At 70.3% G+C, this 14,533-nt stretch carries 13 protein-coding genes; 8 read left to right on the top strand and 5 right to left on the bottom strand.

The annotated features are described in order from the left end of the window. Position 1 precedes the first annotated feature (1 nt). Positions 2-1,459: a Fe-S cluster assembly protein SufB gene (gene sufB, locus BM424_RS13410; protein WP_093417143.1), complete on the bottom strand. Its 1,458-nt coding sequence runs from the start codon at positions 1,457-1,459 to the stop codon at positions 2-4. Beyond that, positions 1,456-2,277, bottom strand: a complete 822-nt coding sequence (locus BM424_RS13405) for a helix-turn-helix transcriptional regulator (protein WP_093417140.1) — start codon at positions 2,275-2,277, stop codon at positions 1,456-1,458. The genes sufB and BM424_RS13405 overlap by 4 nt, the downstream gene beginning before the upstream one ends. An 86-nt stretch (positions 2,278-2,363) precedes the next feature. On the opposite strand from BM424_RS13405, the gene mptB reads away from it, so the two are divergent. The 5 genes from mptB (at position 2,364) to BM424_RS13380 (ending at position 7,552) form a co-directional block, all read left to right on the top strand. Continuing rightward, positions 2,364-3,941 (top strand): polyprenol phosphomannose-dependent alpha 1,6 mannosyltransferase MptB, encoded by a 1,578-nt coding sequence (mptB, locus tag BM424_RS13400; RefSeq protein WP_093417138.1) that lies wholly within the window; start codon positions 2,364-2,366, stop codon positions 3,939-3,941. Between the two features lie 11 nt (positions 3,942-3,952). Next, positions 3,953-4,885, top strand: coding sequence for an ABC transporter ATP-binding protein (locus tag BM424_RS13395; RefSeq protein WP_093417135.1), 933 nt, complete (start codon positions 3,953-3,955; stop codon positions 4,883-4,885). Continuing rightward, a complete protein-coding gene (locus BM424_RS13390; RefSeq protein ID WP_425442011.1) occupies positions 4,882-5,673 on the top strand; it encodes an ABC transporter permease in 792 nt (263 codons plus the stop codon). The genes BM424_RS13395 and BM424_RS13390 overlap by 4 nt, the downstream gene beginning before the upstream one ends. A 17-nt stretch (positions 5,674-5,690) precedes the next feature. Further along, a complete protein-coding gene (locus BM424_RS13385; RefSeq protein ID WP_093417132.1) occupies positions 5,691-6,536 on the top strand; it encodes an SCO6745 family protein in 846 nt (281 codons plus the stop codon). A gap of 62 nt (positions 6,537-6,598) precedes the next feature. Next, positions 6,599-7,552: a COX15/CtaA family protein gene (locus tag BM424_RS13380; protein WP_175548084.1), complete on the top strand. Its 954-nt coding sequence runs from the start codon at positions 6,599-6,601 to the stop codon at positions 7,550-7,552. A gap of 310 nt (positions 7,553-7,862) precedes the next feature. On the opposite strand, the gene BM424_RS13375 is transcribed toward BM424_RS13380, so the two are convergent. Continuing rightward, positions 7,863-8,360: a GbsR/MarR family transcriptional regulator gene (locus BM424_RS13375; RefSeq protein WP_245775834.1), complete on the bottom strand. Its 498-nt coding sequence runs from the start codon at positions 8,358-8,360 to the stop codon at positions 7,863-7,865. A 97-nt stretch (positions 8,361-8,457) separates the two neighbouring features. Beyond that, entirely contained in the window at positions 8,458-8,775 is a 318-nt protein-coding gene (locus BM424_RS13370) for a hypothetical protein (RefSeq protein ID WP_093417129.1), read from the bottom strand. A gap of 171 nt (positions 8,776-8,946) precedes the next feature. Here BM424_RS13370 and BM424_RS13365 point away from each other — a divergent pair, with 171 nt between their 5' ends. Then, positions 8,947-9,915 (top strand): quinone oxidoreductase family protein, encoded by a 969-nt coding sequence (locus BM424_RS13365; RefSeq protein ID WP_093417126.1) that lies wholly within the window; start codon positions 8,947-8,949, stop codon positions 9,913-9,915. A gap of 40 nt (positions 9,916-9,955) precedes the next feature. Here the strand turns inward: BM424_RS13365 and BM424_RS13360 are convergent, their stop codons facing one another. After that, the gene (locus BM424_RS13360) at positions 9,956-10,888 is read right to left on the bottom strand and encodes a heme o synthase (RefSeq protein ID WP_093417123.1); all 933 of its coding nucleotides are present in this window, start codon (positions 10,886-10,888) and stop codon (positions 9,956-9,958) included. A 455-nt stretch (positions 10,889-11,343) separates the two neighbouring features. Between BM424_RS13360 and tkt the strand changes: the two genes are divergently transcribed. Together tkt and tal are read left to right on the top strand one after the other, a co-directional pair. Then, positions 11,344-13,440: a transketolase gene (gene tkt / locus BM424_RS13355; protein ID WP_217649700.1), complete on the top strand. Its 2,097-nt coding sequence runs from the start codon at positions 11,344-11,346 to the stop codon at positions 13,438-13,440. A 14-nt stretch (positions 13,441-13,454) separates the two neighbouring features. Then, on the top strand, positions 13,455-14,533 hold a 1,079-nt coding region (tal, locus tag BM424_RS13350), incomplete at its 3' end, for a transaldolase (protein WP_093417120.1).

The raw sequence follows: 14,533 nt of genomic DNA, 5'->3' as shown, positions 1-14,533 counted from the left end.
GTTAGCCGACGGCCCCTTCCATCTGCAGTTCGATCAGTCGGTTCAGTTCCAGCGCGTACTCCATCGGCAGCTCGCGCGCGATGGGCTCGACGAAGCCGCGGACGATCATCGCCATCGCCTCGTCCTCGGTCAGACCCCGCTGCATCAGGTAGAACAGCTGGTCATCGCTGACCTTGGACACCGTCGCCTCGTGGCCCATGGTCACGTCGTCGACGCGCACGTCCACGTAGGGGTAGGTGTCGGAGCGGCTGATGGTGTCGACCAGCAGCGCGTCGCACTTGACGTTCGACGAGGAGTGGTGGGCGCGCTTGGCGACCTTGACCAGACCCCGGTACGAGGTGCGGCCACCACCGCGGGCGATCGACTTGGAGACGATCGTCGAGGAGGTGTGCGGCGCCATGTGCTCCATCTTCGCGCCGGCGTCCTGGTGCTGGCCCTCGCCGGCGAACGCGACGGACAGGACCTCGCCCTTGGCGTGCTCGCCCATCAGGAACACCGACGGGTACTTCATCGTGACCTTGGAGCCGAGGTTGCCGTCGACCCACTCCATGGTGGCGCCCTCTTCGGCCTTGGCCCGCTTGGTCACCAGGTTGTAGACGTTGTTCGACCAGTTCTGGATCGTCGTGTAGCGGCAGCGGCCGCCCTTCTTCACGATGATCTCCACGACGGCCGAGTGCAGCGAGTCGCTGGAGTAGATCGGCGCGGTGCAGCCCTCGACGTAGTGCACGTAGGCGCCCTCGTCGACGATGATCAGCGTCCGCTCGAACTGGCCCATGTTCTCGGTGTTGATCCGGAAGTAGGCCTGCAGCGGGATGTCGACGTGCACGCCCGGCGGCACGTAGATGAAGGAGCCACCCGACCACACGGCGGTGTTGAGCGCGGAGAACTTGTTGTCGCCGGCCGGGATGACCGAGCCGAAGTACTCCTTGAAGATCTCCGGGTGCTCGCGCAGCGCCGTGTCGGTGTCCAGGAACAGCACGCCCTGGGCCTCCAGGTCCTCGCGGATCTGGTGGTAGACGACCTCCGACTCGTACTGCGCGGCGACACCCGCGACCAGCCGCTGCTTCTCCGCCTCCGGGATGCCCAGCTTGTCGTAGGTGTTCTTGATGTCCTCGGGCAGGTCCTCCCAGGTCTGGGCCTGCTCCTCGGTGGAGCGCACGAAGTACTTGATGTTGTCGAAGTCGATGCCCGACAGGTCCGCACCCCAGTTGGGCATCGGCTTGCGGTCGAAGAGCTTCAGCGCCTTGAGGCGCTGCTCGAGCATCCAGTCGGGCTCGCTCTTCTTGTCCGAGATGTCGCGCACGACGTCCTCGGACAGACCGCGCTTGGCGGTCGCACCCGCGATGTCGTTGTCGGCCCAGCCGTATTCGTAGTTGCCCAGCGTCGCCAGGGTTTCTTCCTGGGTGAGCTGACCATCGGATGCGGTGGTGGGATTGCGCTGCTCCGCAGCGGCAGTCATACGGACTCCCCTCCAGCAGGAATCGGGGCGGTGTTCTGCCGGTCCTTCGGGACCGAACCGGCAGAGGTCTGTTCGGACTCCGGATCGTGCTGATCCGGATCCGTCAACCGCGCGGTTGGTACGTGCGTGGTGCAGGCCGCATCACCGTTCGCGATCGTGGCCAGCCGCTGCACGTGGGTGCCGAGGACTTCGGCGAACGCCGCCGTCTCGGCTTCGCACAGCTGCGGGAAGTCCGCAGCGACGTGCGCCACCGGGCAGTGGTGTTGGCAGAGCTGCTCGCCGCTTCCGACGCTGCGCGCCGAGGCAGCGTAGCCCTCCCGGGAGAGCGCGTCGGCGAGTACCTCCGCGCGCTCGGCCGGGGTCCGAGCGGCCACGAGCGCGTCCCGGTGGTTGGCCACCAGAGCGGCCATCCTCCGTTCGGCGAACTCGCGCACCGCCTGTTCCCCTTCGTGTTCGGCGATGAACCGCAGCGCCGCCACCGCGAGGTCGTCGTAGGCGTGACCGAACCTCGCTCTGCCCGACTCGGTGAGCAGGTAGAGCTTGGCGGGCCGGCCGCGGCCCCGACGGCCGCGCGGAGAGGACTCCCGGGTGTAGGCCTCGCCCTCGGCGACCAGCACGTCCAGGTGCCGGCGCACCGCGGTGGGACTGACCCCGAGTTCGTCGGCCACCGCAGCAGCGGTGATCGGCCCCCGTTCCAGCAGCAACCGCGCAACCGTGTGACGGGTCCGGCCGTCGCCTTGCGCAGCCGTGCCGGACTGGCCCGCAGGGCCCGTCTCGGTGGCGGCTGCGGTCGGCTGCGACGTCCCGACCTTTTTCACAACACGAATGTTACCTATTTCGATCGCACGCACCAGGGGCACGGGGCGGACACGTGATCTGACTCACCCCATTACGCTGCGAAGCCGTGGCTGCAGGCGAAACGACGGACCAGACGATGCTGCTCCCCGGGTCGGAGGCACCCGAGCGGACCAGCACGGAGCCGCTCGATCACGCCGAACGGAGGCAGCTCGACCACATCCGCCGCTTCGGCACCACCGGATCCCTGATCCTGGCCGCCGGGGCGTTCGGCGCCGGCGCCAACCCGGTGATCAACCCCATCTACGGCGCCCGCTTCCTCGGCCTGCTCAGCCGGATGCCCACCGTGGCGATGGCGATCTGCTGGCTCGGCATGCTCATGATCGTCGCCGCCTGGCTGTGGCTCGGCCTGCTCTGCAGACCCGGCCGCGAACGCGTCCTCGGCGTCGGCCAGCTCGCCCGCACCGCCGCCATGTGGGGCCTGCCGCTGGCCCTGTGCCCACCGCTGTTCAGCACCGACATGTACAGCTACCTCGCGCAGAGCGAGGTCGCCGCGCGCGGCTTCAACCCCTACGTGGTCAGCCCGCTCATCGGCCTGGGCGTCGACCACCCCTTCACCAGCAACGTGCCCAACATCTGGCGCGACACCCCGTCGCCCTACGGGCCGCTGTTCCTGATGTTCGGCCAGCTCATCTCCCGCGTCATCGGCGACAACGTGATCGGCGGCGTGCTGATCTGGCGCGTGGTCATGCTCTGCGGCCTGGCCCTGGCGATCTGGGCCATCCCCAAGCTCGCCCGCCGCTGCGGCGTGCACCCGGCCGCCGCCCTGTGGCTCAGCGTCGCCAACCCGATCGTGCTGTTCCACGTCATCAGCGGCATGCACAACGAGGCCCTGATGGTCGGCATCATGCTCACCGCCATCGAGCTCGGCCTGCGCCACCAGAGCGCGCCCGGCACCATCGCCGCCGGCGTGCTGCTCACCATCGCCGGAGCCATCAAACCGCCCGGCTGGATCGCGCTCGGCTTCTTCGGCATCTGCCTGGTGGTGATCCGCGGCGGCCGCTGGCGCGAGCTGTTCCGCGTCGGAGCACTGCTCGGCGCCGTGTTCCTGGCCACCATGACGGTGATCACCGTCGGCAGCGGCTGGGGCCTGGGCTGGATCGACACCTTCGACGTGCCCAACCGGGTCAAGACGTTCATGGCCCCGCTGACCGCGTTCGGCATGACCGGCGGCGGCATCTCCACGCTGCTGGGCCTGGGCAACCAGACCGACGCGATGCTGGTCATCACCAAGCTCATCGGCTACGTGATCGTGGCCGCGGTGTGCCTGTGGATGCTGTGGCTGTCCTTCCGCGGCCGCATCCAGCCGCTGGTCGCGATGGGCGCCACCTACCTCACCCTCGCGCTGGCCGTGCCCGTGCTGTGGCCCTGGTACCTGCTGTGGTCGGTGGCGCCGCTGGCGCTGTCGACCAACAACTCCCGCTTCCGCCACACCGCCACCGCGATCTGCGCCGCCGTGTCGCTGCTCATCCCGCCCACCGGTGCCGGATTCGTGCTGCGCGCGTACCAGATCCCGCTCGCCGTGATCGCCGCGATCGTCGCGTTCGCGATCACGGTGACGCTGGTGAGGCACCGGATGCCCGCCATCCGGCCCACCCTCGGCCGAGTGCGCCAGGTCAAGCAATAGGCTGTGAATCCGTGAGCAACGAGAGTCCGGCCGTCCTGCTGCGCGGGCTGGAGAAGCGCTTCGGGGACACCACCGCGGTCGCCGGGCTCGACCTGAGCGTGCCGCGCGGCAGCGTGCTGGCGCTGCTGGGCCCCAACGGCGCGGGCAAGACCACCACCGTGGAGATCTGCGAGGGCTTCCAGCGCCCCGACCGCGGCGAGGTCCGCGTCCTGGGCCTCGACCCGCACACCCAGGGCGAGCAGCTGCGCCCCCGCATCGGCGTCATGCCGCAAGGCGGCGGCGCCTACCCGGGCGTGCGCACCGAGGAGATGCTGCACCTCGTCGCCGCCTGCACCGCCAACCCGCTCGACCCGGCCTGGCTGCTGGAGATGCTCGGGCTGGAATCGGTGCGCCGGACCTCCTACAAGCGGCTCTCCGGGGGCCAGCAGCAGCGGCTGTCGCTGGCCTGCGCCCTTATCGGCCGCCCCGAGCTGGTGTTCCTCGACGAACCCACCGCCGGCCTCGACCCGCAGGCCCGCCGCCTGGTGTGGGAGCTGGTCGCCGCGCTGCGCCGCGACGGCGTGAGCGTGCTGCTGACCACCCACCTGATGGACGAGGCCGAGGCGCTGGCCGACCGGGTCGTCATCGTCGACCACGGCCGCGCGGTCGCCGACGGCACCGCCGAGGAGCTCACCGCCCCCGCCGACGGCAAGCAGGAGCTCCGCTTCCGCTCGCAGACCGGCCTCGACCTCGACCTGCTGCTGGCCGCGCTGCCCGAGGGCTACACGGCCGACGAGCTGCGCCCCGGCGACTACGTGGTGCGCGGCGAGATCAACCCGCAGGTGGTCTCCACGGTGACCGCCTGGTGCGCCCAGCACAGCGTGCTGGCCCAGGAGCTGCGGGTGACCCGCCGCAGCCTGGAGGACGTCTTCCTCGACCTGACCGGACGGGAGCTGCGATCGTGACCGCCGAGCTCGGTGACCGGTTCCCCGCCGGAACCTTCTCCCCCGCTCCCGGGCGGGGCCGCGCGCTGCGGATGCTGGCCGCGCAGACCCGCATCGAGACGCTGCTGATCATCCGGCACGGCGAGCAGGCGCTGCTGACCCTGATCATCCCGATCGCGCTGCTCATCGGCATGAGCACCGTGCACATCGGCGACCTGCCCGAGCCCCGGGTGAACTCGGTGATGCCGCGCATCCTGGCGCTGGCGGTGATGTCGACGGCGTTCACCGGTCAGGCCATCGCGCTCGGTTTCGACCGCCGCTACGGCGTCCTCAAGCGCCTGTCGGCGACCGCCCTGCCGCGCTGGACGCTCATCTCCGGCCGCGTGCTGGCGACGCTGCTCGTGGTGGCACTGCAAGCGGTTGTGCTGAGCGTGACGGCGCTGTTCCTGGGCTGGTCCCCGGCCCTGTCCGGGCTGCTGCCCGGCATCGGCCTGCTGGTGCTGGGCACGCTGGTGTTCGGCGCCGCCGGAGTCCTGGTCGGCGGCGCGCTGCGACCGGAGATCATCCTGGCGCTGGCCAACGCGATCTGGTTCGCCCTGCTGCTCGCGGGCGGCCTCGCCCTGCCCGCCTCCGACCTGCCGGGCCCGCTGGCCGACATCGCCGGCTTCCTGCCCTCCGGCGCACTGGCCGAAGCCCTCGACGCCGTCCTGGTCCAGAGCTCGCTCCCAGGAGCCCAGCCGATCCTCGTCCTGCTCGCCTGGGGCATCGCCTGCGGAGCCACCGCGGTCCGCACCACCCGCCTGACCTAGGTCTTAGAGTGGCGGGCATGACCAAGATCGCTCGGCATGCCAAGGCTGCGTTAGAACTGTTCCACTCGATGATCTACTTCGCGCCCGAGGCCGAAGACCGGTTCACCTCGCTGGGTCTCAAGCCCGGGCGGATGAGCTACTACGCGGGCCGTTCGGCCGCGATGGGACCGGTGGGCGCGGGCGTGGTGGCCGCGACCTTCTACAACTTCAACCCCGTCTCGGTCGCCAAGTCCATCCCCGCCGCCTGGGACATCGCCTCCCCCGCCCAGGTCCTCGAAGCCCGGCTGGACGCCGTCGACGCGGCGCTGCACCGGCTGCTCGGTGACGAGGTGCTGGCCTCCGACGACGTCGCCGAGGCCGCCGAGCTCGCCCGCATCGCCACCGAGGCCTGCCGTCCCGAGGCGCGGCCGCTCTACGCCGGGCACGCCGACCTCGACTGGCCCGAGGTGCCGCACCTCAAGCTGTGGCACGCGCTGACGCTGCTGCGCGAGTTCCGCGGCGACGGTCACCTCATCGCCCTGCAGCACGCGGGCATCTCCGGCATCGAGTCGCTGGTGCTGCACAGCACCATGCGCGGCGGGTTCACCCCGGAGGCCGCGCGCACCCTGCGCGAGTGGTCCGAGCAGGAGTGGGCCGAGGCGACCGAGCGGCTGGCCGAGCGCGGCCTGGTCACCGCCGAGGGCGCGCTCACCGACGAGGGCAAGGAGTACCGCGAGGCCATCGAGGTGCACACCGACGAGATGGCGATGAGCCCGTGGCAGCACCTCGGCGAGGAGCGCACCGCCGCCCTCATCGACAAGGGCGGCAAGCTCAGCAAGGCCCTCGTCGAGGCGGGAGCCCTGCCGAAGGGCCTGTTCTCGTGACGCGGTCGTCACCTGCGTGACCTGCGGGCGGGACGATCCGAGCAGCGGAATACCATTGCCTCGTGGCGCTACCTACTTGGATCTCCCGCCCGACCCCGCGCACCGTGCGGATCCTCGCGATCGCCGTGCTGGTGACGCAGGCGCTGATCTCGGTGACCGGGGCGACCGTCCGCGTGACGGGCTCCGGACTGGGATGTCCGACCTGGCCGCAGTGCTTCCCGGGCAGCATGGTCCCGGTCCCGCACGCGGAGGTCGCGGCCCTGCACCAGGCGATCGAGTTCGGCAACCGGCTGCTCACCGGCGTCGTCGGCTTCATCGCGCTGGCCTGCCTGCTCGCCGCGTGGCGCTGCCGCCCGCACCGCAAGCGCCTGGTCGGGCTGGCGCTGATCATGCCGCTCGGCGTGGTCGCCCAGGCCGTCATCGGCGGCATGACGGTGCTGGTGAACCTGGCCTGGTGGAGCGTCTCGGTGCACTTCATGGCCTCGGCGATCCTGATCTGGCTGGCCGCGATCCTGGTCAAGGCGACCACCGAGGGAGACCGCGCGCCGCTGGGCATCGTCACCCGCCCGATGCGCCGCCTGCTGGTCGCGCTGGTCGTGGTCACCGCCGCGGTGCTGCTGGCGGGCACGCTGGTCACCGCCGCCGGCCCGCACGCCGGTGACCCGGACACGCCGCGCCTGGGCTTCGCCGTCGCCTCGCTGGTGCAGGTGCACGGCCTGCTGGTGATGGCCTACGTGCTGCTGCTGGCGGTCTTCGGTGTCTGGCTGCGCTCGGCCCGCCCGACCAAGGCGCTGATCCGCGCCTACATCACCGCGTGCGCGATGGTCCTGGTCCAGGGAGCGATCGGCTCGGTCCAGTACTACCTGGGCGTCCCGGAGCTCCTGGTCGTCCTGCACGTCGCCGCGGCCACCTGCGTCATCATCGCCACGGCCACCCTCTGGGTCGAGTCCCGCAACCGCGGCCCCCTCCCCCACCCAGAGGTCCCGGAACCCCAGGAATCCCCAGCCACGGTCTGACCCCACAACCCTCCCCCACAAAACCTCCCGTCCCAAGGATCCCGAAGTTTTCATGAAAACCTCCCGTCCCGAGGAGGACGACAGTTTTCATGAAAACCTCCCCACCCCAAGCACCACGAGACCTCCCAGGAGGGGTCGTTTTCCCAGGACGGGGGAAGTTTTCATGAAAACCTCCCGGTTCGGGGGAGAACGCAGTTTTCATGAAAACTTCGGAACCCCGGGTCGGGACCCGGGACAGAACCCGAGGTCGGGACCCGAGGTCAGGACTGAAGGTCGGGACTGAAGGTCGGGGCCCGAGGTCGGGAGGGGGTTAGAAGCGGAGGTTCTTCTTGCCTTCTCGTTCCCAGCGGCGCCAGAGCTCCGGCATCTCGCTGGAGAGCCACTTGTAGAACTCGTTGACCGCGCGGAGCCTGCGGGCGCGCTCGCCCTGGCCGCTGAACATGCGCAGGCCCGAGGCGGTGAGCTCCTCCAGGCCGGTGACGCGCTCCATGCGCTGGCGCACCAGAGCGGGCCAGCGGTCCTCCTCCACCTGGTACAGCGCGGCCTCGCGCCCCTGGCGGGTGGTCTTCGAGACCACGCCCAAGCGCATCAGGAGCCGGACGTTGGTGCTGATCGAGCCGGTGCTGGCGGCCAGCGCGTGCGAGAGCTCGGTGGCGGTGCGCTCCGGCGGGTCGCAGATCAGCAGGAACGCGAGGATGCGCCCGGCGATGAGCGGCATGCCCTCGGTGGCTTCGAAGTGGGCCGCCATCTGCTCGATCCACTCCGACATGGCCGGCCGGTCGGTGCGCTGAAGGTACTCCTCGGACACGCCGCCCCCCCAGATCGAGTTCAGTTACCGCTGAAAACATAAACCACAGCGATGGTCTCGACCAGTCGTGAGCGCGGCGTGTCCGGAGAAGGCCAGGTCAGCGAGCGAGCGGACCGGCCATCTTGCGGCGGTGCGCGGCACCGATCTTGAGCGCCGCGGTGGTCTCGGCGTCCCACTCGCTGGCGGTGAGCCCGTCCACGGCCTCGACCAGGGCCTCGCCGACGGTGGGGCTGGTGACCATGACGTCGCCGAGGCGGCCGTCCTCGCCGATCAGCACCACGCGGGCGCCCGCCCGGCCGATGTTCTCCACCACCGCGCGCGCCGAACCGCCGTGGTCGGCGACGAAGGCCTTCGCCGCGGAGAGGGCCTTCGGGGTGGGCGCGGTGCTCTGCTCGGTGTCCTTCTCGGCTGTCATGCCGGGATCCTAAACACGTTTCACCACCGGGCAGAACCGGTCGTTGCGCACGACACTCGATCTCGGGCGGGGGACCACCGGCGACCGGAGATGAGCGTGGCGGGATGATCGGCGGGGGCCGCCGCGTTGCGCCGGACGGCCCACGAGCAAGCCCTGCGAAGGAGAGAGCACATGCGCGCGATTCGGGTGACGTCCCACGGTGGTCCCGAGGCCCTCGAGGTCAGCGAGGTCGAGGTGCCCGAACCCGGGCCCGGCCAGCTGCTGGTCGACGTCGCCGCCTCCGGGGTCAACTTCATCGACACCTACCAGCGCAGCGGCGTCTACTCGGTGCCGCTGCCGTTCACCCCGGGTTCGGAGGGCGCGGGCGAGATCGTCGCGGTCGGCCCGGACGTCGACGGGTTCGCGGTCGGCGAGCGCGTCGCGTGGGCGATGACGCCCGGCAGCTACGCGGAGAAGGCGCTGGTCCCGGCCCGCGCCGCGGTCAAGATCCCGGACGGGGTGGACACCAGGACGGCTGCGGCCGCGACCTTGCAGGGCATGACGGCCCACTTCCTGGTCACCTCGACCCACGAGATCAAGACCGGCGAGACCGCGCTGGTGCACGCCGCGGCGGGCGGGATGGGCCTGCTGCTGACGCAGCTGATCAAGTCCAAGGGCGGCAACGTCATCGGCACCGTCTCCACCGACGAGAAGGAGCGGCTGGCGCGCGAGGCCGGTGCGGACGAGATCATCCGCTACACCGAGGCCGACGTGGCCGCGGAGGTCAAGGACCTCACCGACGGCCGCGGTGTGGACGTCGTCTACGACGGCGTAGGCAAGAGCACCTTCGAGGCGAGCCTGGCGAGCCTGCGCCCGCGCGGCACGCTGGCGCTGTTCGGCGGCGCCAGCGGCCAGGTCCCGCCGTTCGACCCGCAGCGGCTCAACGGCGCGGGCTCGCTGTTCCTGACCAGGCCGTCGCTGGCCCACCACGTCCTCACCCGCGAGGAGCTGGAGTGGCGGGCGGGCGAGGTCTTCGGCTGGATCTCCTCGGGCGCGCTGCACATCCGGGTGAGCGGCACCTACTCGCTGGAGGACGCCGCCCGGGCCCACGAGGACCTCGAAGGGCGCCGCACCACCGGCAAGCTCCTCATCCTGCCCTGACCCGATCGCAGGCCGGGCCGCCTCGCGCGAGCGGGGCGGCCTACCAGGGCCAGCCGAGGACCGGCAGGCTCAGCGCGGAGTCCACGGCCAGGGCCACGAACACGATCATCAGGTACGTGTTGGAGAGGTGGAACAGCCGCATCGGCTTGGTCGGCACGCCGCGCTTGGTGGCCGCGTGCAGGCGGTGCGCCAGCACGAGGAACCAGGCGCCGGCGATCGCGGCGAAGGCGGCGTAGAGCCAGCCGGTGGCCGGGACCAGCAGCAACGTCCAGGCGACCATCAGCCAGGTGAACAGCACGATCTGCCGGGACACCGCGACCGGCTGCGCCACCACCGGCAGCATCGGCACGCCCGCGCGCTCGTAGTCGTCCTTGTACTTCATCGCCAGCGACCAGGTGTGCGGCGGCGTCCAGAAGAACACCACGCCGAACATCACCAGCGCGGGCCAGTCGACGCGGCCGGTGACCCCGGCCCAGCCGATCACCACCGGCATGCAGCCCGCGGCCCCGCCCCACACGATGTTCTGCGCGGTCCGCCGCTTGAGGACCATCGTGTAGATGAAGACGTAGAACAGGATCGTGGCCACCGCCAGCACCCCGGCCAGCAGGTTCGTCGACGCCCACAGCACCAGGAACGAGCCGACGCCCAGCGCGATGCCGAACACCAGCGCGTGCCGGTTCGACACGGTGTGGCGCACCAGCGGGCGAGCCCGCGTGCGCTTCATCACCTGATCGATGTCGGCGTCGACGACGCAGTTCAGCGCGTTGGCGCTGCCCGCGGCCATCGTGCCGCCGACGAGCGTGGCCAGCACCAGCAGCGGCGAGGGAATGCCGCGCTCGGCGAGCAGCATCGCGGGGATCGTGGTGACCAGCAGCAGCTCGATCACCCGCGGCTTGACCAGGCTCAGATAGGCTTTGAGCAGGTCAGCGGCCTTGCGGGTGGGCTGACGGGTGGCTTCGGCGGTGGTGGTCACGACGCTGCGCTCACCGACGACATGACACTCCCCGCACTTGCCGATCACGCTCCCGCCGGTTCCCGAAGAACGGAACCGAACCGTTAACCAATAGTAGTCGCGCTACAGAAGCCCGTCGCGCGCGGGTGCGAGTGCCCCTGTTCACGCCAGTGACGAGCTAAGCTGGAGTGGTTCGGCGATCAGCCGCGATCTCCCGGTGTGCCGTCAGCGCGAAGCCCGGATCTGGTGCACGCTGGTCGACGAATCACCGGCTCCCCCACCGTCCGAGGCGATCCTCGCTGGTCGAGGCTGGTTCAGCAGTGGGGCGACACCGTTACTCAAACGGGCCGCCGGGCGCCTGATCGCAGGAGACTAGGCTGCCCGACGGACGAGGGATAACTGCGGTTCGAATCGGTCCAGCGGACCGTTCGCCGCGTTGAGGGAAATACCGCCGAAGGAAAACTGGAGCTGCGTCCGTGTCCGTCACCGACGACCTTGCCCGCTTGACGACCAAGCGACTGCCCAACGACTGGACCGAGCTGGATCAGCGCGCCGTGGACACCGCGCGCGTCCTCGCCGCCGACGCGGTGGAGAACTGCGGCAGCGGCCACCCGGGCACGGCCATGAGCCTCGCCCCCGCCGCCTACGCCCTGTTCCAGCGGGTCATGCGGCACGACCCCACCGACCCGGAGTGGATCGGTCGCGACCGCTTCGTGCTCTCGGCCGGGCACTCGAGCCTGACGCTGTACGTGCAGCTGTTCCTCTCCGGCTACGGCCTGGAGGTCGAGGACCTCAAGCAGCTGCGCAAGTGGGGCTCCCTGACCCCGGGTCACCCGGAGTACGGCCACACCAAGGGTGTGGAGACCACCACCGGTCCGCTGGGCCAGGGCCTGTCGACCGCGGTCGGCATGGCGATGGCCGCGCGCCGCGAGCGCGGTCTCTACGACCCGGAGGCCGCCGCGGGTGAGAGCCCGTTCGACCACCACGTCTACGTGATCGCCTCCGACGGCGACATCGAGGAGGGCGTGACCTCCGAGGCGTCCTCGCTGGCCGGCGTGCAGCAGCTGGGCAACCTCACGGTGATCTACGACGCGAACGAGATCTCCATCGAGGACAACACCGGCATCGCGCTGACCGAGGACACCGCCAAGCGCTACGAGGCCTACGGCTGGCAGGTCATCACCGTCGACGGCGGCGAGGACGTGCAGGGCCTGCTGGAGGCCATCGAGTCCGCGAAGGCCGAGACCGCCCGCCCGACCCTGATCGTGCTGCGCACGGTCATCGGCTTCCCGGCTCCGAACAAGATGAACTCCGGCAAGGCGCACGGCGCCGCGCTGGGTGCCGACGAGGTCGCCGAGGTCAAGAAGGCCCTGGGCTTCGACCCGGAGCAGTCCTTCCAGGTCGACGCCGAGGTCCTCGACCACGCCCGCGAGGTCGTCGAGCGCGGCAAGAAGGCCCGCGCCGAGTGGCAGGCCGCCTTCGACAAGTGGGCCGCCGCCAACCCGGAGCGCAAGGCGCTGCTGGACCGGCTGACCGCCCGCGAGCTGCCGGCCGGCTGGGCCGACAAGCTGCCGACCTGGGAGGCCGACGGCAAGGGCGTCGCCACCCGCAAGGCCTCCGGTGAGGTCCTCAACGCGCTGGCCGACGTGCTGCCCGAGCTGTGGGGCGGTTCGGCGGACCTCGCCGAGAGCAACAACACCAGCATGAAGGGCCAGCCCTCGTTCGGCCCGGAGTCGATCTCCACCGACGCCTGGTCGGCCAACCCGTACGGCCGGACGCTGCACTTCGGCATCCGCGAGCACGCCATGGGCGCGATCCTCAACGGCATCGCGCTGCACGGCGGCACCCGTCCGTACGGCGGCACCTTCCTGGTGTTCAGCGACTACATGCGCCCGGCGGTGCGCCTGGCGTCGCTGATGAAGGTCCCGTCGATCTTCGTCTGGACCCACGACTCCATCGGCCTGGGCGAGGACGGCCCGACGCACCAGCCGATCGAGCACGTCGCCTCGCTGCGCGCGATCCCCGGCTTCTCGATGGTCCGCCCGGCGGACGCCAACGAGACCGCGGCCGCGTGGAAGGCGATCCTGGAGAACCCGACCGGCCCGGCCGGCCTGGCGCTGACCCGTCAGGGCGTGCCGACGCTGCAGGGCACCAGCCAGGAGGGCGTCGCCAAGGGCGGGTACGTCCTGGCCGACGCCGCCAACGGCAACCCGGAGCTGATCCTGATGGCCACCGGTTCCGAGGTCCAGCTGGCCGTGGAGGCCCGCGAGACCCTCGAGGCCGAGGGCGTGGCCACCCGCGTCGTCTCGTTCCCCTGCGTCGAGTGGTTCGACGCCCAGGACGAGGCCTACCGCGAGTCGGTGCTGCCGTCGTCGGTGAAGGCCCGCGTCTCGGTCGAGGCGGGCATCGCCATGCCGTGGCACCGGTTCGTCAAGGACGCCGGTGAGTCGGTCTCGCTGGAGCACTTCGGTGCTTCGGCCGACTACAAGACCCTTTACGAGCAGTTCGGCATCACCACCGAAGCCGTTGTCGCAGCTGCTCGACGCAGCCTGAGCAACGCCAAGCAGGCGTGAGCGGAGGAATTTCTGTGACGACCAACGCGAACCTCAAGGCCCTCACCGAGGCCGGAGTTTCGATTTGGCTGGACGACCTGTCCCGCCAGCGCATCAGCTCGGGCAACCTCGCCCAGCTGATCACCGACCAGGCCGTCGTCGGGGTCACGAGCAACCCGACGATCTTCGCCAACGCGCTGTCCAACGCCGCCGACTACGCCGACAAGGTCAAGGACCTGGCCGCGCGCGGTGCGAGCGTGGACGACACCATCCGCGAGCTGACCACCGCGGACGTGCGCGACGCCGCGGACATCTTCCGCAACGTCTACGAGTCCACCGGTGGTGTGGACGGCCGGGTCTCGCTGGAGGTCGACCCGCGCCTGGCGCACGACACCGACAAGACGGTGGCCGAGGCGATCGATCTGTGGAAGGCCGTGGACCGGCCGAACCTGATGGTCAAGATCCCGGCGACGCTGGCCGGTTTGCCGGCGATCACGAAGGTGATCGGCGAGGGCATCAGCGTGAACGTGACGCTGATCTTCTCGGTGGAGCGCTACAAGCAGGTCATGGACGCGTTCCTGGCGGGTCTGGAGCTGGCCAAGGCCAACGGCCACGACCTGGCCTCGATCGAGTCGGTGGCGTCGTTCTTCGTCTCCCGCGTGGACACCGAGATCGACAAGCGCCTGGACGCGATGCAGGAGGGCCACCCGCTGCGGGGCAAGGCCGCGATCGCCAACGCCCGGCTGGCCTACGCCGCCTACCAGGAGGTCTTCTCGACCGAGCGGTGGAACGCCCTGAAGGCCGAGGGTGCTCGGGCGCAGCGTCCGCTGTGGGCCTCGACCGGGGTCAAGGACAAGTCCTACTCCGACACCCGCTACGTCGACGAGCTCGCGGCGCCGAACACGGTCAACACGATGCCGGAGTCGACGCTGCAGGCCACGGCCGATCACGCCGACGTGCGCGGTGACCTGGTCACCGGCACCGCGGCCGAGTCGCAGCAGGTCTTCGACGACCTGGCCGCGGCGGGCATCGACCTCGACGACGTGTTCAAGGTCCTCGAGACCGAGGGCGTCGACAAGTTCGAGAAGTCCTGGACCGAACTCCTCGACACCGT

Source organism: Saccharopolyspora flava, assembly GCF_900116135.1.
In the GTDB taxonomy this organism is placed as follows: domain Bacteria; phylum Actinomycetota; class Actinomycetes; order Mycobacteriales; family Pseudonocardiaceae; genus Saccharopolyspora; species Saccharopolyspora flava.
This window is presented reverse-complemented; position numbering and strand designations above follow the sequence as displayed.